Source organism: Kluyvera sp. STS39-E (genome assembly GCF_040932435.1).
GTDB lineage: Bacteria > Pseudomonadota > Gammaproteobacteria > Enterobacterales > Enterobacteriaceae > Kluyvera.
Map to the genome: position 1 here is coordinate 211610 of NZ_JBFQGA010000008.1, position 24044 is coordinate 235653.

Annotated in this window: 23 protein-coding genes; 10 read left to right on the top strand and 13 right to left on the bottom strand. The window is 44.3% G+C overall.

All coding sequences use genetic code 11. The features are described 5' to 3' along the window. Positions 1 to 220: 220 nt before the first annotated feature. The 3 genes from AB4K05_RS18890 to AB4K05_RS18900 all read right to left on the bottom strand — a co-directional run bounded on the left by AB4K05_RS18890 (position 221) and on the right by AB4K05_RS18900 (position 2723). Positions 221 to 469: a YdgH/BhsA/McbA-like domain containing protein gene (locus AB4K05_RS18890; protein WP_117341862.1), complete on the bottom strand. Its 249-nt coding sequence runs from the start codon at positions 467 to 469 to the stop codon at positions 221 to 223. Positions 470 to 798: 329 nt separating this feature from the next. Then, complete coding sequence (locus tag AB4K05_RS18895; protein WP_117341861.1) at positions 799 to 1866, bottom strand: alpha/beta hydrolase; 1068 nt, start codon at positions 1864 to 1866, stop codon at positions 799 to 801. 119 nt (positions 1867 to 1985) lie between these two features. Then, on the bottom strand, positions 1986 to 2723 hold the full coding sequence (locus AB4K05_RS18900; protein ID WP_223240193.1) for an NAD(P)H-dependent oxidoreductase: 738 nt from the start codon (positions 2721 to 2723) through the stop codon (positions 1986 to 1988). 508 nt (positions 2724 to 3231) lie between these two features. Between AB4K05_RS18900 and AB4K05_RS18905 the strand changes: the two genes are divergently transcribed. Both AB4K05_RS18905 and AB4K05_RS18910 read left to right on the top strand, forming a co-directional pair. Further along, on the top strand, positions 3232 to 3918 hold the full coding sequence (locus AB4K05_RS18905; RefSeq protein ID WP_117341860.1) for a heavy metal response regulator transcription factor: 687 nt from the start codon (positions 3232 to 3234) through the stop codon (positions 3916 to 3918). A gap of 19 nt (positions 3919 to 3937) precedes the next feature. After that, positions 3938 to 5326: a heavy metal sensor histidine kinase gene (locus AB4K05_RS18910; protein WP_368481435.1), complete on the top strand. Its 1389-nt coding sequence runs from the start codon at positions 3938 to 3940 to the stop codon at positions 5324 to 5326. 207 nt (positions 5327 to 5533) lie between these two features. Here the strand turns inward: AB4K05_RS18910 and AB4K05_RS18915 are convergent, their stop codons facing one another. The 3 genes from AB4K05_RS18915 to AB4K05_RS18925 all read right to left on the bottom strand — a co-directional run bounded on the left by AB4K05_RS18915 (position 5534) and on the right by AB4K05_RS18925 (position 7577). Then, complete coding sequence (locus AB4K05_RS18915) at positions 5534 to 5908, bottom strand: helix-turn-helix domain-containing protein (RefSeq protein WP_117341858.1); 375 nt, start codon at positions 5906 to 5908, stop codon at positions 5534 to 5536. A gap of 141 nt (positions 5909 to 6049) precedes the next feature. Further along, a complete protein-coding gene (locus tag AB4K05_RS18920; RefSeq protein WP_117341857.1) occupies positions 6050 to 6304 on the bottom strand; it encodes a YdgH/BhsA/McbA-like domain containing protein in 255 nt (84 codons plus the stop codon). A 193-nt stretch (positions 6305 to 6497) separates the two neighbouring features. Continuing rightward, positions 6498 to 7577, bottom strand: coding sequence for an alpha/beta hydrolase family protein (locus AB4K05_RS18925; RefSeq protein ID WP_368481436.1), 1080 nt, complete (start codon positions 7575 to 7577; stop codon positions 6498 to 6500). Between the two features lie 732 nt (positions 7578 to 8309). On the opposite strand from AB4K05_RS18925, the gene ompC reads away from it, so the two are divergent. The 6 genes from ompC to AB4K05_RS18955 all read left to right on the top strand — a co-directional run bounded on the left by ompC (position 8310) and on the right by AB4K05_RS18955 (position 15495). After that, a complete protein-coding gene (gene ompC, locus AB4K05_RS18930; protein WP_117341855.1) occupies positions 8310 to 9434 on the top strand; it encodes a porin OmpC in 1125 nt (374 codons plus the stop codon). 512 nt (positions 9435 to 9946) lie between these two features. After that, the gene (locus AB4K05_RS18935; RefSeq protein ID WP_117341854.1) at positions 9947 to 10840 is read left to right on the top strand and encodes a LysR family transcriptional regulator; all 894 of its coding nucleotides are present in this window, start codon (positions 9947 to 9949) and stop codon (positions 10838 to 10840) included. Between the two features lie 181 nt (positions 10841 to 11021). Next, positions 11022 to 12086, top strand: a complete 1065-nt coding sequence (locus AB4K05_RS18940; RefSeq protein ID WP_223240192.1) for an alpha/beta hydrolase — start codon at positions 11022 to 11024, stop codon at positions 12084 to 12086. 61 nt (positions 12087 to 12147) lie between these two features. Beyond that, positions 12148 to 13197: an aldo/keto reductase gene (locus tag AB4K05_RS18945; protein WP_117341853.1), complete on the top strand. Its 1050-nt coding sequence runs from the start codon at positions 12148 to 12150 to the stop codon at positions 13195 to 13197. Positions 13198 to 13361: 164 nt separating this feature from the next. After that, entirely contained in the window at positions 13362 to 14492 is a 1131-nt protein-coding gene (locus AB4K05_RS18950) for an NADH-dependent flavin oxidoreductase (protein ID WP_117341852.1), read from the top strand. Between the two features lie 412 nt (positions 14493 to 14904). Continuing rightward, on the top strand, positions 14905 to 15495 hold the full coding sequence (locus tag AB4K05_RS18955) for an NTP transferase domain-containing protein (RefSeq protein WP_117341851.1): 591 nt from the start codon (positions 14905 to 14907) through the stop codon (positions 15493 to 15495). Between the two features lie 128 nt (positions 15496 to 15623). Here AB4K05_RS18955 and AB4K05_RS18960 read toward each other — a convergent pair whose 3' ends face one another. Further along, positions 15624 to 16463, bottom strand: a complete 840-nt coding sequence (locus tag AB4K05_RS18960; RefSeq protein WP_368481437.1) for an SDR family oxidoreductase — start codon at positions 16461 to 16463, stop codon at positions 15624 to 15626. 47 nt (positions 16464 to 16510) lie between these two features. Continuing rightward, a complete protein-coding gene (locus tag AB4K05_RS18965) occupies positions 16511 to 17245 on the bottom strand; it encodes an SDR family oxidoreductase (RefSeq protein ID WP_117341849.1) in 735 nt (244 codons plus the stop codon). Positions 17246 to 17511: 266 nt separating this feature from the next. Here AB4K05_RS18965 and AB4K05_RS18970 point away from each other — a divergent pair, with 266 nt between their 5' ends. Continuing rightward, positions 17512 to 18411 carry an AraC family transcriptional regulator gene (locus tag AB4K05_RS18970; protein WP_117341848.1) on the top strand — a complete coding sequence of 300 codons (900 nt, stop codon included), beginning with the start codon at positions 17512 to 17514 and terminating at the stop codon, positions 18409 to 18411. A gap of 284 nt (positions 18412 to 18695) precedes the next feature. Here the strand turns inward: AB4K05_RS18970 and AB4K05_RS18975 are convergent, their stop codons facing one another. From AB4K05_RS18975 to AB4K05_RS18995, 5 genes are all read right to left on the bottom strand, one after another. After that, entirely contained in the window at positions 18696 to 19436 is a 741-nt protein-coding gene (locus tag AB4K05_RS18975; RefSeq protein ID WP_117341847.1) for an NADPH-dependent F420 reductase, read from the bottom strand. Positions 19437 to 19444: 8 nt separating this feature from the next. Then, the gene (locus AB4K05_RS18980; RefSeq protein WP_368481438.1) at positions 19445 to 20794 is read right to left on the bottom strand and encodes an NTP/NDP exchange transporter; all 1350 of its coding nucleotides are present in this window, start codon (positions 20792 to 20794) and stop codon (positions 19445 to 19447) included. Positions 20795 to 21257: 463 nt separating this feature from the next. Further along, entirely contained in the window at positions 21258 to 21389 is a 132-nt protein-coding gene (locus tag AB4K05_RS18985; RefSeq protein ID WP_348939670.1) for a hypothetical protein, read from the bottom strand. A gap of 52 nt (positions 21390 to 21441) precedes the next feature. Further along, entirely contained in the window at positions 21442 to 21558 is a 117-nt protein-coding gene (locus AB4K05_RS18990) for a PTS transporter subunit EIIB (protein WP_117341980.1), read from the bottom strand. Between the two features lie 356 nt (positions 21559 to 21914). Continuing rightward, entirely contained in the window at positions 21915 to 22664 is a 750-nt protein-coding gene (locus AB4K05_RS18995; protein ID WP_117341844.1) for a DeoR/GlpR family DNA-binding transcription regulator, read from the bottom strand. A gap of 390 nt (positions 22665 to 23054) precedes the next feature. Here AB4K05_RS18995 and AB4K05_RS19000 point away from each other — a divergent pair, with 390 nt between their 5' ends. Then, positions 23055 to 24023: a Gfo/Idh/MocA family protein gene (locus AB4K05_RS19000; RefSeq protein ID WP_117341843.1), complete on the top strand. Its 969-nt coding sequence runs from the start codon at positions 23055 to 23057 to the stop codon at positions 24021 to 24023. Positions 24024 to 24044 lie beyond the last annotated feature (21 nt).

The following is a 24044-nucleotide window of genomic DNA, read 5'->3' on the forward strand; positions in this document are numbered from 1 at the left end:
CTGCACTGATATGATTAATAATATCATTATCCAAAAGAGCATGATCGGTGAAATTAATAGAACCTTAATCCAGGAAAACATTGCGCAAGAATCTGGCATAACATCTCCCTTTACAATATTAAATGTATTACCCCCCCCCCACTAAATTCAATGTGAAAGTCATTCTAGCTATATGTACAGGGCCGATTAATATCGCCCTGCACATACTTTACAAGAGCCATCATTTATAAACCAATGCTACTCCATGTAACTTGTTTGCACCTCCGGCAGAAATAATTTTGTAAGACCCCCCACCGGCTTGTACTGCTTTTTCTGACAACTTACTTTCCAGCTCAGAAAGCGTTGTAGCACCGCTAGCGGATACGACTCCAATTCGATTTGATCCTTCAAAATTGTTCACTTTATTGGCAGCAAAACTGTTTGTTGCTACTGTAGAAAGCATTAATACCATCATTGATATCTTAATCATTATCGTTACCCACCTTGTTTAAGTATGCCGGGCAAGAGTAATCCCGGTAATAAACATATTAACTCCCGACACCTGACTTCAGCATGACGTCACGATAACATTTTTGTCAGAATAGATATTAACAGGGCAGATTTGGTTTTTTATTTTCCAGAAAGAGCACTTATCGAGAACAGACTCATAATTCCCTGACACTAATTTACTTTTCCTAACCGGGATTTTTATCAATAATGAAGTCTGACAAGAGAGCATATCCCGGTTTAATCGAGAGTATGCCGCAAGATACGACACTCCCTGGGTGAACTTCAGTTCGACTGACGTTAAGCGTGTCGCTAAGCTATCGAGAATGCTTTACGCAAAGCCGCCAATTTAGCGTTATTAAAAGTTTTTACAATATGCGCTTCGGGTGAACTTAAATCGAAGCCATGAAACCCGCCGGGGACGACCAATAGCTCTGCTGGCACACCGGCGTCTATCAATTTGCCCGCATAACTGATGTTTTCCTCAACAAAAAGATCGACCGAACCTACACATATATAAGCGGGAGGCAGGCGGGTGAAATCATCAGTTCGTGCAGGAACTGCAGCGCGGGGAACTGTCGCAGTGCCCGGTTGAACGCCGAGAAAAGAAGCCCAGCCAAATCTGTTTGCCGCCGGGGTCCAGATGATGCGACCGATGTGAGAGGGTACCTTACCGACACTTCCAGTCCGATCATCCAGCATTGGATAGACGAGTAGCTGAAATGCTAATGGAAACTCTCCACGATCGCGGGCTTTGATGGCGAGCAGCGCAGCATGACCACCGCCCGCACTTTCGCCCATTACGGCCACCTTACGGGTATCGACACCCAACACATCCGCATTATCGAACACCCACTTAAGCGCAGCATAGTTGTCTTCAACAGAACCCACATAGGTAACCTCCGGGGCCAGTCTGTATTCGACTGAAACGATCACACAATCAAGAGCAATCGACATCGCCTGCAATCGATGCACATCTTGTGCAACTGTACCTAGGACAAATCCCCCGCCATGGGTGTGTAATATAGCCGGTCGGCGAGTGCCAGGCTTATCATTGATGACATAAACCACCACTTCGGGCTGATTGCGAATTCCCGGCACAATACGTTTAGTAACCTTTACTGATGGATCCTGAGCTGGCGACAATTTATCCAGAGATGCCCTAATTTGGCCGAGCGTTGACGTCGACATTTTGGATAACGTTTCTGTCAGCGGCATGAGCTCCATCGCTGCGGCTCGCAGTTCTGGATCGACATGACTCATAAAATCTGCCTTACCGATTGCAGAAACCATCTCAGCAGCAAAGCTTCGTGACACTGTAGTTAACAGTATCGTACTCAGAGTACCAAGGACTAATTTACGACGTGTCAGCTCTATCATATTACTCACCTATAATTCGGGACGACCACGTTTACAAGCCGTCAGTTAATTCGATTTCAAAGTTTACTTTCTTATAATCAAATAAATAATCTGATAAGCAGCAATTCCCATATAGTCTATTATAGATAAGCTAGGTACTTTTTTAGGCGCTCCATGTCATTATTCACCTGCGGGGACTGTATTACATCGTAAGACCCAAATATCGGTAGAACATCAACGCCACAGAATTTATAAACAGCCGTTGTTGAATGAAACACGTCGTCAACGGATAAACCTGCATGCAGCTTTTGATTTTTGTCATCAAACGCCTGTTTTGGACTATTCATTGTCAAAGACAGCACGTATTTCTTACCCTGTAATTTTCCGCCCGAACCGTACTGTCGGCTAGAGTCATCGGCGATCCTCCCATCTCCTGATATAAAACTTTTCTGTAGCATCCCGGCAGTAAAAACTTCATCAACATATTTTTTGTAGATCCAAGGCATTCCGAACCAAAAGACCGGAGACTGGGTTATAATGATATCTGCCCAAATATGCTTTTTGACTTCGTCGTTAACATTATAACCTTGCTCGATATTTGTTTCCTGGACCTCATAACCTTTCTTCACCATTTCTTCTTTAATTAAATTAACCAATGAACGATTAAGTCTTCCCTCACTGATGCCCGGATATTTTTGGTGCGCGTTGATAACGAGAATTCTCTTAATGTCAATGTTTGCGGTACCAATTGCTGTACCTGCTGCGCTCCCCGGCGATAAAGCTGCCGCTGTCATAACCAAACCGACTTTGATAAATTCCCGGCGATCCAACCCTGCTACATCATTCGCTTCATTTTGCTCAATGGGTGATTTAGTCATGCGAAATGCTCCAGTAAAGAATTAGTTAAACCCAGTACGCAGGCATGAACCGTCATATCTTGGGTGGATGGATGTATGTCATCCATGTAAACGACACCACCGGCTATATCCTCTTTCTGCAATAACCCAGTGGCCTCAGTGAGAAGAGTGAGACTTTACGCATCAGATCACCATTATGTGCCCCGGCAACCTGGATTTTCCCTTCAAAAGGGTAAAGGAAAAAAAATCCCATTTTTCAAATGACTAATATGTCTCTTTGTATCAAATTATAACTTGCCTGATATGATAAATTTATTGCCTAATTAAACAACTTTAGTTTTAGTAGCAGCAATACCGTATCGTAAGATGGTAGACTTTAAAAAGTGATGACTTAATTTTTCACTTAGAGTCAGTTATATAAATTTAATAGACAACGAGATATCGTTCTCTTTTATTTTAATGCTTAAACCCAGTTAATATACTGACTAGTATTGTTGTAAACAACAACCCCTGAATAACGGAGGTCACCATGAGATTATTGTTGGTTGAGGATGAAGAGAAAACCTCTTCTTACATTAGCCGTGCTCTATGTGAAATGAGCTATACTGTTGACGTGGCACCCAATGGGAAACAAGGCCTCTATCTTGCTGTCGAATATGACTATGATGCTATTATTTTAGATGTGATGCTTCCTGATCTTGATGGATACGGTGTTTTAGAAGGACTTCGTGCCATTAAAAAAACGCCCGTGCTAATGCTGTCAGCGCGCAGCTCTGTAGATGAGCGAGTCAAGGGATTGCGTCGTGGTGCTGATGACTATTTGCCGAAACCTTTTTCCCTGATTGAACTGGTTGCAAGGATTCAAGTTTTAGTACGGCGTCGCGCAAACGAAAATGGTGACACTGCACAGTTTGATATTGACGACCTTCATATAGATCTTTTAGCACGCAGGGTAGTACGTGGCGATGATCGCATCGATCTGACTGCTAAAGAATTTGCGCTTTTAAGCTTACTGGCTCGCCACCATGGAGAAATCCTTTCAAAAATGATGATCGCAGAACAGGTATGGGACATGAATTTTGATAGCGATGCCAACGTGGTAGAAGTTGCCATCAAAAGGCTGAGAACTAAGATTGATACCCCCTATACCATCAAACTTCTTCACACCGTCCGCGGAATGGGATATGTGTTAGAGAAACGGACATATCGCAATTAAGCTCAAGGTTTAAAATCCGATGAAACATTCTATTTCAAGCCGTTTAGCGCTAATGTTTGTTTTACTAATGGTGATAATATTATCTACTCTTGCACTTTTTCAAAGAGCTTCGCTTTCTTCCTCACTTGAAAATCAAATGCATAATGAATTGCTATTTCGAAACTCTCTTGTAGCACCCTATATTGAGACTCAGGGATCGCAGGCGAACTGGCACTTAATTCAAGAAAAACTTAAGACACTCAGCGATAATGAAGGACATAAGGTTAAATATTCGATTATAAGTGACGATAGTCATTACCAAATCGGAGGTTCTTTACTGGCTGATTTAAGAAGTGAACGTTTAAAGGATGGTTTTTCGACCATGCCAGGCGAAGAGAAGCATTGCCCGCTTTATTTATATGTGGAAACATTGAAGTCTCTTGGCAATCGCCCAGAGATTCGTTTTGTCGTCGCAATCGATTCAACACCTTACTTCAGTACACTGAGCGAATTCTCCCACGCACTTATTTTGATCTCATTAGCGGGATTGATTTTGGTGGCAATATTGAGTTATGCCATATCTCGCATCGGCATGAGTCCCGCCCGTGATCTGAGCAGGCAGGCAAACTTTCTGATTCCAGGGAATGTAGGTCAGCGGCTTAATTCATCGGCGCTTCCCTCAGAGTTACAGTCTCTTGCTTATGCTTTTAATGGCGTACTCGAACGTCAGGAAATCGCCTGGCAGCAATTAGAGAGTTTCAATGCCGATGTTGCACATGAGTTACGCACACCTCTCACCAACCTACTTGGCCAGACTCAACTAGCTCTTGCACGTGAACGCAGTGTCCATGAACTGGAGGAACTACTACAATCTAACCTTGAAGAACTGGCTCGCATGACGTCAATTGTAAATGATATGTTGTTCCTATCCCATGCGCAGGCTGGGAAAAGCGCGGCTGAACTGAGTAATACATCTCTTCGGGAAGAAGCCCTGAAAACGGCTGAATATGTAGAACCATCATTCCATGATCGCGAACTTAAGCTGGATATTGTAGGTAACGTGCAAACCATTGTCGACCGCCGCCTTTTTCATCGCGCCTTGGCCAATCTGCTTGAAAATAGTGCGCGTCACGCGATTCCCTCCACCACCGTCACTGTAAGTATAAATGCCCAATATGGTTTTGTTCATGTCGCCGTCATGAATGTCGGGGATACGATTGCCACCAGGCATCTTTCCCGTCTCTTCGAACGTTTCTATCGCGTTGATGCTTCACGCAAAGACAGTGATATGCACCACGGCCTAGGACTTGCTATCGTTAAAGCAATTGCGATTATGCACGGGGGGGAGGTATTCGCAAGAAGTGAAAAGGGCATTAACACCTTTGGTTTCACTCTTAGAGTTTCGCCAAAGGATAATATACCATCATAAAAAACACGCCGGATACAGAACCGCGATACAAAAACCGACAACATTCTGACTTCGAAGAAAAATTTCAATAACGTGTGGAAGGTATTGAGTTCCCAGGCGGCGAAGTCGATGCATCATACCCTACTCCCAGGCATACTTGGCTACATTATGCTGTTCAAGACTATTTTGTCAGCCAGGAGATCTGTATGCACCTCATTACAGTATGAGTCAAATTGAAATTTCTTCAGGAATTGATCTGGAAAGATTATATTTTCGATATGCCGATGGAGGTATATTATATTTCCTCGAAAAAGTTCGGGTAAAAGACTGTTGTGAATCAAATCCATATTTATATGATATATAAGAAATATCATCATTTGTATTACTTAAATCCCATGCAGCTAACTCAAGCTTACGATCCCTGATATAATTAGCAAGCGTTCGCTGAGTTACCCGATGAAAAATTCGTTGGAAATGCCACTTTGAATAACCAGCCTTTTCTGCCACATCATTTATTTTTAAAGGTACGCAGATATTAATATCGATCCATGTCAATATATCCGTAATGATCTCGACGTGAACAACATCATTTTTTTTAGCCATAACTTCCTCGAATCCCCCCTTTTAATTACCATCAGGAAAAGGTTTAAAGATATGGATGGCACAGCATTCCCCAAAATAATAAACCAGGGTAAAAATTGGAGAATGACTGACATTTTCAAATTTTTAAAAAAAGGTAATGCATTACTTATAAATGACCGCCACACCAGACAGCCTATTATTCCCCCCTGCTGCGATAATCTTGTAACACTCGGCTCCTGCCTTCGATGCTTTTTGTGAAAGTACATTTTCGAGTGTGGAAAGAGTCGTTGCCCCCTGCGCGGATACTACGCCGATACGCTGTTTCCCTTCACAGGACTGTTTTAAATCAGCAGCAATAACATTTTGACAACTACCAGCAAGAATTAGAAACGCCACAGCCAATTTACTAATACTCATTTGATACCTCTGTTCATAAATATATTGAATTAACTGAATTAACTATTTCGATTTTTAAATACTAAAACCCATCTTTCAGACTTTTGTCCTTCCTGCATTATGTGTACTCATGGTAGCACCGCCATAAGTACCAGACTCAATTAACAGAGAAACGTTGAACTGAACTTGCGTTAAAAAGCGGGATCCGAGCCTGTCAGACGGCGTCCATATGGCTTGAAAACCAGTCGAGCACGAGTTGAGGATTTCTGCCAAAATAGTTGTAGCCCTCGAAACGTTGATCCGTACCTTCGATCCAAAACATTTTCTTGTCACTGGATGACATCAGATCATAGATTTCCTGCACACTCGATACCTTCGTCGTAAAGTCACGACGAACTTGTGCTACCAGAGTTGGAACTGTGACAGATTTTGCATATTCCATTGGAAAGACTTGCACAAGATGGTAACCGGTTTTTTTGTAAAATGCTGCGTCAAGCCTTTCGTATCCATCTGTAATTTCTAGGTTTTCGACTGCCTTTGCCACGAAAACTGCAGGTAACGAAGGTTGCAAGGCAATCATTGCTTTGATTTGTTTAAACTCCTCGGGGTGTTTGTGCATTCCCACAATTGTTGAGTTTGCTCCGAGGCATCTGCTATAGAGAGCTGTCTTCATGTCCTTGGTATCAGACCGGGATTTAGCGTAGCGAAGCGATCCGATCACATCGCGATATTCAAGCACGCCATGGCCAACAATACCGCCGCTGCCTGTACCACTACGCCCATGGTTACGCATGTCGTAGGTAATAATGTTGTAGCCAGCATCATGTAATATCTTGTATTCAGGTAAAAAGTTTACTTCAAAGCCGCCAAAATTCTTCCACGGATCCATATGCCCAGGGTAACCATATCGGTTGCACGGCATGGGATGATTCATAATAAGCAATTTGTCCGAATTGGCAGGAATGAACCATCCTTCAATCGTTACGCCATCCATAGCAGGGAAGAAAATTTCCTCATATTCCATATTGTATTCATTCGGCCACCTGAGAATCGGCGTACGAGTTGAATGAGCCATGAGGTCTGCCATGCTCTTGATGAATGCCTCAGTTTTCTCGTCGTCCGTACTAAGCACATTTTGGCCCGTTATTTGTTGACTTCCGGCGGCGAGCACACTTGACGACGCCATCGCCAAAAGAGGGAGAGCGGCTAATGATGCACTGGACTTTAAAAGAGAGCGTCGACTGTATGCCGAGCCACCCTCTTTCCTGAGGGTAATATCATTCTGACTACTCATTCCTGGCTCCTGTTACTCATTATTTAGTCTGATTAGACTAAACCCCTTCGATAATGCGCTAATATACATTGACCACTCTAAATTAATCTAATGCCGTCCGTATTTATTACAACGTAATTCTATTATTATACCCCCCCCACCTGTCCTCAACGTGACGCGCAGATAACATTTTTGACAGTTTCGAATTAAATTCAACAATTTTATTTCTCGTGCGAGCCTAAGACATCTAAGTTGATATCCTCAACCAAAAATCAGGTAAAATGCACAAATAAATGATTGCCCATAGAAAATCAAACACTAATGCGTTTAATCGACACTGTTTTCGCCTGAAAAAGTATAAGTTTTTCTTATCCTGAAATATTCAAAAAATGAAAAAAGACCGAATACCAAAATATTCGGCCATATGAAAAGCATATAATTAAAATAAAATACGCCAATGAAAATCCAATAATAATGAAGCAAATCAAACTAACCGATTGCCTCCAAACTTTTATTATCAATATGTGCTATTTGAGTTAACCTGCGATTTATTTATCAATCTGTGCTGACAAATCAAAACATTTATTTACACCCTGCTTTTAAAAGTGATACATCAAATGCGCAGCGTAATCGCTGCCTTGAGAAATAACCAATAAAGGGATCAGTAGTGATAGTAAAGGTCCGAGATTTTATTTTGCCCAAGGCTCAATAAATATGCAGCGGCTATATATCAAAACATTGAGGGTTATTATGATGAAGCATAAATTAATATTTTTAGCGATGTCATCTGCATTGCTTGCTGGTACAGCACACGCAGCGGAAGTTTACAATAAAGACGGCAGCAAACTGAATATCACCGGTTTGATTTCCGGCGAGCATTATTTCTCTCAGGATCCGGGCATGGATGGCGATCAGACATACGTTCGTCTGGGTTTTCGTGGTGAAACACAAATCTCTGACAACCTGACTGGTTATGGTCAGTGGCAGTCCCAGTTTGATGCCAACAACCCAGAAAGCCAGAGTTCCACGCCAAGAACCCGTTACGGATTCGCTGGCCTGAAGTTCGGCGATTACGGCTCATTCGACTACGGTCGTAACCGTGGTGTGCTGTATGATTCCTTGGGCTTTACCGATATGCAGCCTGAGTTTGACGCCATGACCTACGGTTCGGACCAGTTCATGTTCAGCCGTACAAACGGAGTCGCGACTTACCGTGAGAGCGGTTTTTATGGCCTGATCGACGGCCTGGATATTGCAATTCAGTATCAGGGTAAAAATGATGGCGGCGGTGAGCCTGGTGTTCGTAGCGTACTGCGCCAGAATGGTGACGGCTATGGCATGTCTGCCACCTATGATATCGGCGCAGGCGTCAGTGTTGTCGGTGCAATGAGCAGCTCGAACCGTACCATCGAACAAAATAGCCGTACGTCCGGCATTATGGGTAATGGTAAACGCGCTGAAGCCTATTCGGGTGCGGTTAAATATGATGCGAATGGCGTTTATTTAGCGGCGATGTATACCCAGTCTTATAATGCTTCACGCTTCGGTTCAATCTCTGATGACAGTGCGTACGGTTACGCCAACAAATCTCAAATCATAGAATTGTATGCCAGCTACCAGTTTGATTTCGGCCTGCAACCATTTGTTGCTTATAACGTGAACAAAGGTAAAAATCTGGGTCGTTCTGCTTCCGGTCAAAATTACGGCGACCAGGATTTGATCAAGTTTGTCGACTTCGGTGCGACTTATTACTTCAACAAAAACATCAATGTGTTTGTTGACTACATGGTTAACCTGGTTGATGAAAACAGCTTTACCCGTGAAGCCGGTATTAGTACCGATGACGTCACTGCGGTCGGTGTTGTTTACCAGTTCTGATTTGTCTGAGAAGTGTAATGCCGGGCGACTTCGGTCGCCTTTTTCATGTCTGATAAAAATGTGCCCACCCGGTTTAATGAGATGGGGCCCCCCACCCTGCGAGCGTTACGCTAACAGGGTGTTTTTCTTTCTGAAGGGGATCATTATGCAAAAAAGTTACGTTCATCGGTCTCGGCAAGCATTCGTTCCATAGCGCGGTTGCTTATGCGGCTCTACCTACAAAACCTACTTCACCGAACAGAATGTGGAGGTCGAACAGGAACTGAAAACGCATATGGCTGAAAACGATACCGCACAGCGCTTATTGACTGGTGAATTCAGTTTGTCGTCTTGCTGTACAACAATTGTTTGCTCATCCGTTTGTTGGCACGTAAAGCTGATCCTTTCAGTAGCGACTTGTTGTCAGTTACAAGTGTATGAGTGCTAAGTTTGTTTGCCTCAATTTTCATTTAACAGAGCCGATACCCGTTATAGTAATATTATCTGCATGGTTTTTTGAATTAGGATAATCAATGCGTCGTAAAAATGTGAAAGATTATCAGGCATTTATAGCCGTAGCTCGCGAGCAAAGCTTTACTAAGGCCGCAGCAAAGCTCGGCATCTCCCAGTCAGCGCTGAGCTACACCGTACGCACTCTTGAGGCACAACTGGGTCTACGGTTACTTACCCGCACGACCCGGAGTGTTTCCGTGACGGAGGCCGGTGAACATTTACTAAACCGTATCGGCCCGCATTTTGACGAAATTGAGAATGAGATCGCCGCACTCAGCGGGATGCGAGATAAACCCGCTGGCATCGTACGGATTACTGCCGTCGAGCATGCTGCAGAGACCATTCTTTGGCCAAAACTCAAAATGTTACTTCTGGACTATCCGGATATTAATATTGAAATTATCAGTGAGTACGGATTGAAGGATATTGTTGCTGAACGATACGACGCGGGAGTCCGGCTGGGTGAGCAGGTAGATAAAGACATGATCTCGGTTCCGATTGCACCAAACTTTAATTTTGCCGTAGTGGGGTCACCTTCCTATTTCGCAGATAAAGAAATTCCAGTTACCCCACGTGACTTAAGTGACCATAGTTGTATTAAGTTACGACTTCCGACTCATGGAGGCTTCTATACATGGGAATTCTATAAGCAGGGAGTTGAGCTTAAAATCCGTATCGAAGGAAGAGGTACATTCAGCAGCGTAGGTATGATGCGGCAGGCCGCCCTGGATGGACTGGGTCTTGCCTATCTGCCAAAAGATGTTGTGGACACTGCGCTAGAAGAGGGTCAGTTGATACAGGTTCTCGCCGACTGGTCTCCACCGCGCACCGCTTATCATCTTTACTACCCAAACCGCCGCCAGCATTCACCCGCCTTTGCCCTGGTACTGGAAGCACTGCGCTATCGCGCCTGACCTCCCCCTCTTAAACCCAGCGAACTGACGACTCAGTTCACTGGGCATGATTAAGAAAATACCCTTCTAAGCCTATGCAAAATTAAACCTCTAATTTCTTAATGCGAAAGAGATTATGATGAACACTTGAATCTCCCCTTTAAGTGGCGGTAACAGCATCAGGTGAAAGAAGGATCATTAAATGAATAAGCCAGCAGGTGGACTCAGTCGCCGTAACTTCATCCTTACAGGTTCAGTAGCCTCTGCCGGGCTATTGATGGCGGGTAATGCATTAGCCACACTTGATCCTACACCACGTATATCCGGGATAAGCACACAAGTGGATGGAATTACCATCCGGAGTGTGATGTTCAAAAACAATGAAATCATGATGTCAGGCAATGTCTATCTTCCAAAAGCGTTTAGCGAAGACAGAAAATATGCCGCGATCGTTGTGATTCATCCCGGGGGCGGAGTGAAGGAACAGACCGCAGGACTTTATGCACTCAAACTGGCCGCAGAAGGATTCGTAACTCTGGCCTTCGATGCTTCCCATCAGGGTGCAAGCGGCGGTTTACCACGGTTTGTTGATGACCCCATGAAACGCGTCGTCGATTTTTACAGCGCTATCGATTATCTGACCACATTACCTTACGTTGACAGCGATCGCATCGGTGCGTTAGGAGTCTGTGCCGGCAGCGGAATAACAGTGAAAGCCTCCATGTCCGAACGCCGAATCAAGGCGCTGGCAACGGTAAGTGCAGTAGATGTGGGCGCCGCAACCCGAAAAGGCTGGGAAGGCAAAACGGCTGAGTCTGAACTCATCCCTACTCTGGAGGCTGTCGCTAAGCAACGTTCGGCCGAAGCCGCGGGTGGCGCACCAGTCTATGTCAACTACGTACCTAAACTCAGCGACACGACCGCGCCTCGTGATCTTCAGGAAGCCGCTGACTACTATCTTACGGCCCGGGGAAGATACCCAACTTCGACTAATCAGATGCTGATGACAAGCATCAGTACACTCGCGTCATTTACCGGCTTTGAAGGGGCAGATGTCTACATTACTCAGCCACTCCTAATGGTAGCCGGTAGCAAGGCTGGGTCTCTGTGGCACAGCCAAAAACTTAATGCCATCGCCGCATCGACGCAAAAGGAACTGTTTATCATCCCCGGTGCGACACACATGGACCTGTACGATGGAGCGGGTGCAGCGGAAGCAGCTAAAAAACTTGCTCCCTTTTTCAAGAGTCAGCTAGCAAGCAGCTAATCCCGATTTCACTGACCTTTCGGTGTCTTTTTTTGCACTCAAATTTCGGAGCAATATGACTATGAAATATCGCAAACTTGGTAACTCGGGTCTTTCGGTCTCGAATTTGACCCTTGGTACCATGGGATTTGGCACAGAAACACCAGAAGATGAAGCATTCGCTATCCTAGATGCGTTTCTTGATGCGGGCGGCAACATGATTGATACTGCCGATGTCTACGGTGGAGGTACATCAGAAACGCTTCTCGGACGTTGGCGTGCAAATCGCCCGGACAAAACGAGCCGCCTGGTAGTCGCGACAAAGGCCCGATTCGGAACCGGCCAGGATGTCAATGATGCCGGCTCATCTCGTGCCCACCTTAACCGAGCCCTTAACACGTCGCTAAACCGTCTGGGTGTCGAAACGATTGACCTTTATCAGATGCATGGATGGGATCCTCTGACTCCAGTCGAAGAGACCCTCTCTTTTCTCGATGCGGCCGTACGTGCGGGGAAAATTCACTATATCGGGCTTTCCAACTTTACAGGCTGGCAACTTCAGCTCGTGCTTTCAACAGCAAAAGCAATGGGGCTTCAAATGCCTATCACGCTTCAGCAACAATACAGCCTGCTGTGCCGTGAGATTGAATACGAACTCGTTCCTGCTGCTGTATATAACGAGATAGGGTTATTACCCTGGTCGCCTTTAGCAGGAGGTTTTTTGAGCGGTAAATATATTCGCCACGCTGAACCTCAATCAGGTATGAGGTATACCAATGGCAATCCAATGTTCAAGTATATCGGGCAAAAGTTTGCTGAGTCGGAAAGAAATTGGGCCACGCTTGATACAGTGCGACTGATTGCTGACCAAATCGGTGCGACCCCGAGCCAGGTCGCACTGAGCTGGATCAACAGCAGGCCAGCAGTTTCTTCAACAATAATCGGAGCTCGCACAATTGAGCAGCTCTACGATAATCTCGCCGCCGCAGAACTTCAGCTTTCTCCTGAATTGGCCAGTCAGTTGGATGCCGTGAGTGCACCTGCACCGGATGAATATCCCTATGGTCGGTTTGGGTCACTTCAACGCGAACGATATGTCGATTCCAGTGCTCAAGCTCTTCGAGAGTTATAACGCAAATATTTCGTCACTTGAGCCTCTGACAATTCTGAAGGCTCATTTAACGAAACCTGAATCAGTGAATTTACATTGCTAATAATCTGAGTAGAGCCTGGCTTTAATTTCCCTTTTTAACGGAGGGTAAGCTTCTGTGGCTATTAATTATGAAGGTCGATTAAATGAACAAAAAAGTACTTCTTGAACAATATTCTCTCGGTAAAGGTATTACTTTACGAAACCGCATTGTCATGGCTCCTATGACCACCTGGTCTGGAAATGACGACGGCACGGTTTCTGACGAAGAGGAAGCCTATTACCGCTTACGCGTGAAAGATGTAGGACTAGTAATTACCGGTTGCACGCACGTTCAGGAAAATGGCATCGGATTTACCGGTGAGTTTGCTGCCTACGATGACAAATTTATCCCAAGCTTACAGCGTCTTGCCTCTGCAGCGAAAAGTGGTGGTGCACCGGCGATCCTACAGATCTTTCACGCCGGCGTGAAAACCAGTCCCGAACTCGTATCTGATATCGTCGCGGCGAGCCCTGTACCTGGAGATGCTGGTCCATCAGCCCCCTCCGTTACACCGCGTGAACTTGCTGATCATGAAGTCGAGGCGGTTGTAAAAGCCTTTGGTGATGCAACACGCCGTGCTATCGAAGCAGGTTTTGACGGTGTAGAGCTCCACGGTGCTCATGGTTTCTTGCTTCAGAATTTCTTCTCACCTCATTTCAATCAGCGAAACGATCGCTGGGGTGGTTCTCTTGCAAACCGTATGCGCTTTCCCCTCGCCGTCGTAGCGGAAGTTCGTAAGATTATTGCCGAACATGCCATTGCACCTTTCCTGCTAGGATACCGAATAACATTAGATGAATCGCATCTTGAAGATGGTTTGCGTATCGGGGAATCATTAAAACTTGTCGATAACTTAATTATTAGTGGTATCGATTACTTGCATGTGTCACTGGGAAATGCATTAGAAGCGAGGCCGGTGGACGCGCCGAAGGGCCCCAAAATCATCGAAATAATGCGGGACCATCTTGCAGATCGCATCCCACTCATTGCAGCGGGTCAAATCAAGACACCCGATCACGCTGCGGCAGCCATAGAGACAGGACTCTCTCTGGCTGCAGTCGGTCAGGGATTGGTGCTGAATCCTGACTGGGTTCAATTTGTGAGTGATGAAGCTAAAGGCCCGATTGCTCTCGATATATCTGCTTCCGATGTAACGCAGCTCGCAATCCCTCATAAACTTTGGGATGTCATTGATACCACGACGGGATGGTTTAATGTCCGTCAGACTGAGTAACAAATTTAAAATAGACTGAAAATTATAGGAATGCCCAGGTGGGATTATTATCCGGGCATTTAATCCATAAGAGTGATATGACCAAGGTTCTTTAACATTTTGAAAAAATTTGCAAGATGTATGTAAATCTTGAATACCTTAATTATTTAAGATATTTTTTTGATTACTGCATAGTTTCTTTCATGAAAAATATTCAAATCAACGATATGATTTTTTCTTTAATCCCCTGCCTGTAAATAAATAAGCATATTCAATTAACTCAGTGTTTTTTTTAATTGGAATCGCTGTATCCCAAATGATGCACGGAACCGCCTGAAAAATTCGGTTTTACTCACTATGTGATACATCAGTTCGGTGACACCAGAATCCGTTGCCGGGAAATCTAAACAGTAAGCAAAAAAGGTCAATATTGATGGTTAACCCGGGAATAATTTTGCTGGCAGCAGGGTTGAGTCGTCGATACCATAAGGCGACCGGGCGGCATAAACTGTTGGAACTTATTCCTGGCACTACTGAAACCATTTTTCAGCGCAGCCTTACCAACGCCCTGCTTACAGGGCTGAAGGTCACCGTGGTTATCAGGTCTGAATCACAACAGTTAAAGTCTATTTGCCAGAAATTAAACGCCCCATTTGTGATGGTAAATAGCTTATGTATGGGGGACTCCATAGCGGAAGGAATACAGGCAGATAAATCCTGTAATGGTTGGTTAATTTCACTTGCAGACTTGCCCAGTATTGCACAGCAAACCTATAAAATGGTCGCAGGGCTCGTATGTGAAGGGCAAATCGTGCGGCCGTATTACCATGAAAAACCAGGTCATCCGGTTGGATTTCCAGTAGAAATGAAACTGGAACTTCTTAAATTGCAAGGACATGATGGTGCTCGTAAATTGCTAAAATCTCATCCGGTATTACAATTGAATACTCAGGATAGCGGTTGCATATGGGATATTGACCTGCCTGACCAATTGAATGAACGCGTGATTAACGGAGGATTCTGAAATATAATCGATTTTATCAACTGTAATTCTAATGATCTTAGTACACAGCGATAATAAATCTCTGCGTACAAGATTAAGGTACTTACGGTAAATAATGGCGACACCGCGACGATTATTTTTCTACCATATTACTCATCGAGACCAAGAGAGGAGGATAATTCCCTATATGCATCTGCTTGCGCAAGAAGCACTCTGGCTTTAGTTTCTAATGTTTCAACCGCATCAGCACCAGCAGCGAAGCGCGCGGGAGGTGTATCCAGTCCAGCCAAATGTATCAGTGCTTCAGCCAGTTTATGGGGATCACCACCCTGTTTACCATCCATACTGCGCCAGGCTGACTTATTTTCCCGTGTTTGTTCCGCGTAATCATCAACAGTAAGTGCAGCATATGTAGTTGAATCATCAGTAAGAAGTTCGGTTCGGAAGAAGCCTGGTACCACGATCATTGTCTGGATCCCGAATCGTTCTACTTCCATTGCCAATGATTCCATCCATCCTTCGACACCGAATTTGGCCGCTGCATATGCAGAACAGAATGCATATCCTGTGATCCCAGCAGAGGAGGAAATGGTAACTATCAATCCCCTTTTCTCTCGGCGCATTAAAGGAAGTACTGCCCGTGTAACATTCATTGGCCCAAGAAGCAGTGTTTCAATCTGACTTCCAACCTGATCAGCACTTAATTCCTCAAAGAAACCCGCATAAAAATTTCCAGCATTATTTACCAGTACATCAATTGTACCGAATTTAGCTACAGTGGCTGCAACTGCAGCTTCTGCATCTTTACTGTCGGTGATATCAAGTTGCAAAGTCAAAAGTGCATCATTCTTACCAAGTGCACGGGCTACTTTCGCCGGATCACGCCCTGTCGCTACCACATTATGACCTGCAGCCAACGCTGCTTTTGCAATATCCAAACCCAGACCACGACCTGCACCGGTAATCAACCATACTTGTTTATCTTTCATCGAATGTCTCTCATATTGTATTGAACAATTTTTACACATACTCAGTCTTACATTGCCTGGACAGTCGGTCTGATCAAAATTTCGCTTAAGCTGGTACGCTTAGGTCTGTTCAATGCAAAAGCAATAACATCAGCAATGTCTTCTGGCGGAATTGCCCAGTCCAGTGACTCAATGGCTGTTTTTTTACTGTCCTCATGAGTAATGTGCGTTGTTAATTCAGTGGCGACAGCTCCAGGCTCGATCACCATTACCCTGACCGAGGGTTGCAACTCTAACCGCAAGGATTCTGACCAGCCATTCATGCCCCATTTTGTCGCCGCGTAACCAGCATATCCTGCACCTGAAACGCGACCGGCAACAGACGAAACATTTATCAGATCACCGCCACCGTTAGCCTTGAGTTGTTCAAGAAACACTTCCGTTACCGTCATTGCTCCAAGAAGATTTGTTTCGATCATTTGACGATATTCATTGCGTTGTGCTGGACCGAAAGGGCCTGTCAGCATGACGCCGGCATTATTAATGAGCACGTCAATATCCCCCCAATGTCTTTTTATTGTTTCAGCTGCAGAAACTATTGAATCACGGTCAGTAACGTCTGCTTTAATTGCAATCGCATCCTCACCCAAGTCTTTAGCTAGCAACTGAATTTTATCAATCCTTCGGGCAAGAAGTGCCACTCTGTATCCTTCCCAAATAAGGGATTTTGCAATTGCTTCACCTATACCAGAAGATGCACCTGTAATAACAACGATGCGTTTTATTTTTTCCGAATTTTTCACAAACACTCCTTAACTCATGATGCCATTATTTTTGCTATTTGATCAAAGAAGTTAATTAAACACACTTATAAGACACAATAGTCATAGTTAACCTGTCAAGAACGACCTTAAACACCATAAATATCATGCCACTATATATACAAATAAGAGTGTACATTTCGACATAATGATTGCCTAAACCGATTTAAATTTGCCAGCAATAGAGAAATATCCAAAACAGTGAATCATTTAAAAATGAATTAACTAATAATAGAATAGAGGTTAAGATGCAAGACAATCCCCGTAATTCCTTTCTTGTCACCCTTTCTGATTCAATAAGTAAACTGGCACAGAAAGAAGGTGATTACGTAACCCTGATACCGGAATTGACAGTCTTTCGGCGTAACCGGCCCACATCCCCTGTTCATTGTATCTATCAAATGGCATTAGGCGTCGTTACACAGGGCGAAAAGGAAGTTATGTTAGCAGGAAAAGTTACTCGTTATCACGCGGGAGAAACACTGCTTTCTACTATCGATTTACCTATTATAACTCATGTGTTGCAAGCCAGCGATGATGCACCGTTTCTGGGGCTATCGTTGACATTAGATCCAGTGCTGATAAGCCAACTTTCAGCGTCTATGAGTCCTTCGCAACCAATGAAAAATGATTTTCCACGCCCCCTCACCGTTGAACAATTGGATGAAGGTCTAGCGGATGCGTTGTTCAAGTTAGTAAACTTAAATTCAGAACCCCATCTCGTCGCTCATATTGCACCGTTAATAAAACAAGAAATTATTATTCGTTTACTGTCAGGCCCCTATGGCAGCCAACTTAGACATCTTGCTACTGCAGGATCGCCCAGCCAACAAATATCTAAAGTAGTAAGATGGCTAAAAGTTAATTTCACTCAGTCATTGAGTATGAATGAATTAGCTGCAAGTGCTTATATGAGCCCCTCTTCGTTTCGGCAACATTTTAAAAGTGTTACAGGAATGAGCCCGCTTCAGTTTCAGAAAAAACTTCGCCTCCAGGCAGCTCGTCAACAGATGATAAGTAACAACCTCGATGCTGTAAGTGCTGCTCTTTATGTTGGTTATGAAAGTGCTTCACAGTTCAGTCGTGAATACAGCCGCGAGTTTGGAGAATCACCTCATCGGGATATAAAGAATCTACGTGCCAGTTAATGTCATATTTTTGTTTGAAATTCAGGCGTCCAATAATTGACATCCCCCGGTTAAAGACGTACATAGTTCATTGCCCTCTGTATTCCGCTTTAGGAACATGACGGTTCAGTGCTCACTGTAGCTGCGCTCCGCAGATAGGGAGGACGCCCCCTGTTTGATCGAGTTTGCCAGACACAATATCTCACTCGAGTGCATTTTCATTTCTGTGGTACAGAGTCATAAAACTGAAACGGGCATAGCGTTTAACGATATATACACCATGCCCGAAAAATGATTTTTCTACTTCAGTTAGCGTTCAGCCCCAGCAATTTTCTGAGATGAGCAGCATCGGTATTCGCGCGAAAACCGGGGCCACCATCTTCAAAGCCTTGTGAACTTTTGAGGTCTCCGGTAATGACAGGCTCACTGCCTGCGTCCCGAACGAGTTGTGCTGCAGTTGCCAGCGCCTGCTCGTCATCGCTTGCGATGCCAACACCTAATTTATCTGCAGTACGATTGGCCGAAGCAGCGATTCTGCCAGCATCTACAGAGTTAAACGCTCTGACCAGACGGGTACCTGGTAAATATTTTAAGGATGTGGCTCCTACGCCGTTACGCTTTGCCTCCTGAGTAAGGGCATTATCGGAATCAGCCGTGGGGTTTGTTGCATCCAGAACTACCTTTCCCTTGATAGCATTTCCAAGATCTTTTCCTAAAGCAGGCAGTGCGTCATAAGGCACGGCAAACAATAAGACTGAACCAAACTCGGCCGCCTGCAGAGGCGTTCCCACTGAAGCTTTAGACCCCAGTTCGGCAACCGTCGACTTTAACTCTTCAGGATGACGTGACGAAAACATCACTTCATGACCTGCGGCCACCCACAGCTTTGCAACTGTTCCGCCCAGCCAGCCTGCTCCGATTACACCTATACGCACAGGAGCAGGTGAAATCTGCTCTGTCGCTGCTGACACACTTGCAGAAGACAAAGCACCCGACAGACACAGACAACCCAAAATTTTAAGAATACTTGTTCGCGTAATTTTCATATTGCACCTCAGGACTGGAAACGGGAATGATCCGTTTTACTGGTTATGGAAATGAGTTGTAGTCTGCTTTGCTGATGACCCAGATAAAGGCTGATGCAAAGCCATATTACTGAAAGAGGAATCGAAAGAAGGGCTATCCCGGTTATACCTAGCCCCAGAGTGCTCAATGCAAGCCAGCTCCAGCTCCCGACCTGATCGCCACCGCGATAAACAACCGTATCGATGAAATTCTTTGATTTGTAACGTTCTTCACGACTGACAACGGTGAAAAGAACTTCTCGTGTTGGCCGCGTGATGCCGAAGTTGATGACGCGTCTTAGTACCTGAATAACAACAAAGGTCGCTATTCCCGGCGAAGCTGCCAGCGCACCAAAACTCAATATGCTTACAGCGGGTAAAATGCTTAGCGTGAGCAACACGCCCAGACGACCGAGAATGCTGGCTGTCAGAAAAATCTGGACAAAAAGGGTAAGGGCATTAACCCAGAAATCAACAGTTGCAAAGAAAGCGATGCGTTCAGCACTGCCGGAGAAACTGACCTCAGCAAGAGAAGCCTGATGAAAGTAAAGAAAGGTTGAGCTCATGCTGTAGAGCAGCATAAAGCCAGCGATACACAATAAATAGGGTGACCGGAGAGTATGCGTCATCCCTGAAAAAATGCCGCCTCCCACGGGCTCATGACACTCTTCACTTTCAGGTTTCGAATGGAAGTCGGAGGACGTACTGGCCAGTTTTCGTGATGCAAAAACAGTGATTTCCAGAAGAACAATGGCCAGACCGAATAAGAGGTTTCTGCCTGATAATTCTACTGCACTGAATGTTATCAGGGACCCCGAAATCCCCCCCAATGTGGCCCCAGTCGAAAGCAGTCCGAACAGCCTTTTACCCTGTTCACCGCTGAACACATCCACAACAAATGACCAGAAAACCGATACAACAAACAGGTTGAAAACTGACAGCCAGATGAAGAAAGCCCGGCCAGCCCAGACCTGCTGTTCCGGAGATGTCAGAGAAAGGACCAACATAAAAGCTAAAAGATGGAGCATGAAAAACCGATATGTTATGCGAATAAAGGTTTCTCGTTGCCATTTTCGTACGGCCCACGAAAACAATGGATTAAAAGCCAGCATGGCAATTAATGTCGCGGAAAAAAGCCATGGTAAATTTTTTATTCCGCTGGCAACACCCAATTCATCTCTTATCGGACGTAAAAGATAGTAAGCCAGGAATAGAGAAAATATGTATAACCAGGACCATAATACAGCGGAGACCTCATTGTCTTTTATATGAAAGCAGTTTTTTAATAAAAATGAAAAGTTGTACTTTTTTAAAATAAAAACAGTTACATCATACTTCATATCGGGTCCTGTATGCTGTTAACCAGCAGGCCGAAGCGGTGCTGTGGTTATCATTACTTAATTAAAGTAGATTTTGTTTTTATAGCACCATTCCTTAAGATAAATCTACACCCACCTCTTTTATTTACATAATTTATTTTAGCTTCGTTTTATTTATTGCTTTAGGCAAGAAAATAATTAATTCGGGCAATCCATCTTTGCTTCGCACTTGGCATAATAACAGATCAGTGATTTGATATGGACTGATCTCGACACACAGCTTACATTTATATATAAACAATATATTTCAATAATTAACCTCCGCAAATATTTTATTGCTAAAACTATTTAATAAAATTAATTTTGCAGGTTCATGCTGACTGGCTTGCAGTGTTTTTATCCGTCCATGATAATTTTGAGGAACATCGCTTCCTCAATCACCTGTAAGAAATTTTGAGCATGCAGAGTCTGGATATAACCGTAATTAAACAACCGCAGCCCCCTCACTGCCAAACTTCACGTTCATTTCACGGTTTAGCCGACTTATTGCACCGTTCCAGTGAATCAGCTCATGCAGGCCGGTGACTGGGGGGACATCTTGATTGTTCTTCATCATTTCAGTGTAGAGCCTGCCTACCTCCTGCCCTACGACAATGTTGAGCTGGTTATTAGCCATCACGACGCCCAAGCACACCACGTAGTGCCTTCAGTTCAGCAATGTAGGCTTGCTTATTGTTGTGCAGAGAAAGTCTTAGCCGGGTAATGCAGTGGCTTGCGTCTCTGATGTTTTACTTAGCGCCCATGCGCGTGTAAATTTCTTTACTCAGGGCTTCGTTACTCATCATTCACCTTTACTAGGCAATAAAAAGCCCAAAGTAAAAGTTTCAGTAAAGAAACATTTGCTTTGGGGTTCTGCCTGCCGTACCAATCACATAACCTGTTTATGCGCTGCAATGAATATCATTGTGCGTAATATGTGTCCTTTTCTGTATATAATTACGGTCAAATCTGAGAAGCCGCTCACACAAGGTATTCCTAACGAAACAGCCGGATACAAAACAGGCATCTGAAATACAATCACCGTGTACAGATTACTTTCAAGCTAGTTCCGTAGGTTGAAAACATGCTAATTAGCTGTGGATTACTCAATAACAATTAGTTCGACTTCATGTTCCTGAATAATCCTGAGTATGTTCAATGGCGGTGCGGTACTGGTAATGACATAGTCAATATCAGCCCAAGTGCAAGACTGATACATGAGCTGGGTATTGAATTTTTCACTGGTGGCAATACATACGACCTTGCGGGCATGGTCCGCCATGGCCTTTTTAAGCAAAGCATCATCTTCAGAATCCGTGGTTATGCCTGATTCAGACAGAGCGCTTACGCCAATGAATGCTTTATCTGCCTGATATCTTCTTATTTGCTCAACGGTCATAGAACCAAGAATGGCGTGGGAGAACTCACTAAATGTTCCCCCCAACACCGAAACGGCGACAAGAGGATTGTTTATCAGTTCATTCATCACTTCAGGTGAGTTCGTTATGGCTCTGGATGGATTTTTAATGTGGCGCGCAAGGCTCAGCGAGGTCGTGCCAGCATCAATGAACATGATATCGTTGTCCACGACCGTACTGGCAGCAAAAGCCGCGAGCCTTTCTTTTTCCGGAGTGCGCAGGCTGCGCTGAACGAAGGGAAATTCCGTTTTTTTTTCACCCCGTATAGCCCCCCCTCTGATACGAATAATACCAGACAACTGGGTCAACTTGACAAGGTCCCTTCGGGCAGAATCGTAGGAAATACCGTAGGTCTGGCATATATATTCAAGCGTAACTTTACCCTGATTGTTTACCACACCTTCCAGTTCAATCAGGCGTTCATCCTGAGTCATTGATTTGCTCCCGCGCTTTGTTCCAGCGGGCATCTTAGCGGAAGCCTTATTCTATGTATATGGCTGCCTGACAAGCGGTAAACCGCTTTTTAAGAGAACCCGCCCCAGTAGGAAAGGCATGAAAGCACTCTATAAACGACCACGCCCTCCGCACATTCACTTAAGTGATACAAAGTAATAGTGACCGATAAAAACGACAAATGTGATTGAAATCACATTTAATCACTTAAAATGCAGTATTGAATTCCCTTATCAATGATGAATGCGCTATTAGTATAAGCGTTTACCGGCGCTGACCTGCAGCAGAAGTGAAGAGTCGGACAGGTAAAGTCCGAAGCAGGCATTTAGGCGCTGGTAGAGGTATCGCAATTCTTCTAAATGAGGTAATCAATGAAACTGGGCATACTTGGTGCGGGTAAAATAGTCAGGGATCTGCTGACCATTGTTCACTCACTGGACTTTGAATCCATATCCATACTTGGAACAGATAGAAACCGGAATGAAACGGAGGCGCTGGCAAAGCAGTACAAACTGGCGGCCGTTTATTTTGAATTTGAAGAAATGTTGTTAAGTGACGTGGATACCATTTATGTGGCGCTGCCTAATCACTTGCATTATGCGTACGCCCGACAGTCTATAATTAATGGGAAACACCTTATTATTGAAAAACCGATTACCACAACACTTGAAGAGCTAAAGAAACTTAACTCACTTGCGGAAAAACATGGTGTTATTCTTCTTGAGGCAATAAACATTCATTATCTTCCCGCTTATCGGGCATTAAAAAAAGAAGTCAGTAAGCTTGGGGAAATGAAGATGATAAGCCTGAATTACAGCCAATACTCTTCACGTTATGACGCGTTTAAATCAGGAGAAGTCCACCCAGCATTCGACTTTAACAAGGCGGGAGGGGCATTGATGGACATCAATATTTATAATATCAATTTTATTGTTGGGATTTATGGCCGCCCGCGCTTAGTTCAGTATTATCCTAATATCTCCAACGGCGTAGATACCAGCGGCATTCTCGTACTGGATTACTCAACGTTTAAATGCGTATGTATTGGTGCTAAAGACTGCCATTCATCCAGTATTTCAACATTACAAGGCGATGGAGGTACACTTCAGATTAATAATGCCGTCAATAATATATCAAGCTACGAGTTCAAAAGCATTCATATGGAGTCTGTAACCCATGATTTTGCGGACGGGCAGCACAGGCTTTATCACGCCTTTAAATCTTTTAGTCAGATGATTCAGAACAGGGATTTCTCAAGCGCCACTAAAATGCTTGAAGCAAGCTTTATCACAATGGAAATTATAGAAAATGCAAAAAAAACTGTTACGGAGTCATTTTAAATAGTCACGAAACTCACTATT

What these genes read in the sequence shown, in the direction of transcription:
- AB4K05_RS18960 (WP_368481437.1), bottom strand. Translation starts at nt 16,463, where the DNA reads ATGAAAGATAAACAAGTATGGTTGATTACCGGTGCAGGTCGTGGTCTG.
- AB4K05_RS18915 (WP_117341858.1), bottom strand. Translation starts at nt 5,908, where the DNA reads ATGGCTAAAAAAAATGATGTTGTTCACGTCGAGATCATTACGGATATA.
- AB4K05_RS18910 (WP_368481435.1), top strand. Translation starts at nt 3,938, where the DNA reads ATGAAACATTCTATTTCAAGCCGTTTAGCGCTAATGTTTGTTTTACTA.
- AB4K05_RS18940 (WP_223240192.1), top strand. Translation starts at nt 11,022, where the DNA reads ATGAATAAGCCAGCAGGTGGACTCAGTCGCCGTAACTTCATCCTTACA.
- AB4K05_RS18925 (WP_368481436.1), bottom strand. Translation starts at nt 7,577, where the DNA reads ATGAGTAGTCAGAATGATATTACCCTCAGGAAAGAGGGTGGCTCGGCA.
- AB4K05_RS18980 (WP_368481438.1), bottom strand. Translation starts at nt 20,794, where the DNA reads ATGAAGTATGATGTAACTGTTTTTATTTTAAAAAAGTACAACTTTTCA.
- AB4K05_RS18995 (WP_117341844.1), bottom strand. Translation starts at nt 22,664, where the DNA reads ATGACTCAGGATGAACGCCTGATTGAACTGGAAGGTGTGGTAAACAAT.
- AB4K05_RS18920 (WP_117341857.1), bottom strand. Translation starts at nt 6,304, where the DNA reads ATGAGTATTAGTAAATTGGCTGTGGCGTTTCTAATTCTTGCTGGTAGT.
- AB4K05_RS18950 (WP_117341852.1), top strand. Translation starts at nt 13,362, where the DNA reads ATGAACAAAAAAGTACTTCTTGAACAATATTCTCTCGGTAAAGGTATT.
- AB4K05_RS18970 (WP_117341848.1), top strand. Translation starts at nt 17,512, where the DNA reads ATGCAAGACAATCCCCGTAATTCCTTTCTTGTCACCCTTTCTGATTCA.
- AB4K05_RS18975 (WP_117341847.1), bottom strand. Translation starts at nt 19,436, where the DNA reads ATGAAAATTACGCGAACAAGTATTCTTAAAATTTTGGGTTGTCTGTGT.
- AB4K05_RS18985 (WP_348939670.1), bottom strand. Translation starts at nt 21,389, where the DNA reads ATGATGAAGAACAATCAAGATGTCCCCCCAGTCACCGGCCTGCATGAG.
- AB4K05_RS18890 (WP_117341862.1), bottom strand. Translation starts at nt 469, where the DNA reads ATGATTAAGATATCAATGATGGTATTAATGCTTTCTACAGTAGCAACA.
- AB4K05_RS18935 (WP_117341854.1), top strand. Translation starts at nt 9,947, where the DNA reads ATGCGTCGTAAAAATGTGAAAGATTATCAGGCATTTATAGCCGTAGCT.
- AB4K05_RS18945 (WP_117341853.1), top strand. Translation starts at nt 12,148, where the DNA reads ATGAAATATCGCAAACTTGGTAACTCGGGTCTTTCGGTCTCGAATTTG.
- AB4K05_RS18905 (WP_117341860.1), top strand. Translation starts at nt 3,232, where the DNA reads ATGAGATTATTGTTGGTTGAGGATGAAGAGAAAACCTCTTCTTACATT.
- AB4K05_RS19000 (WP_117341843.1), top strand. Translation starts at nt 23,055, where the DNA reads ATGAAACTGGGCATACTTGGTGCGGGTAAAATAGTCAGGGATCTGCTG.
- AB4K05_RS18900 (WP_223240193.1), bottom strand. Translation starts at nt 2,723, where the DNA reads ATGACTAAATCACCCATTGAGCAAAATGAAGCGAATGATGTAGCAGGG.
- AB4K05_RS18895 (WP_117341861.1), bottom strand. Translation starts at nt 1,866, where the DNA reads ATGATAGAGCTGACACGTCGTAAATTAGTCCTTGGTACTCTGAGTACG.
- AB4K05_RS18955 (WP_117341851.1), top strand. Translation starts at nt 14,905, where the DNA reads ATGGTTAACCCGGGAATAATTTTGCTGGCAGCAGGGTTGAGTCGTCGA.
- ompC (WP_117341855.1), top strand. Translation starts at nt 8,310, where the DNA reads ATGAAGCATAAATTAATATTTTTAGCGATGTCATCTGCATTGCTTGCT.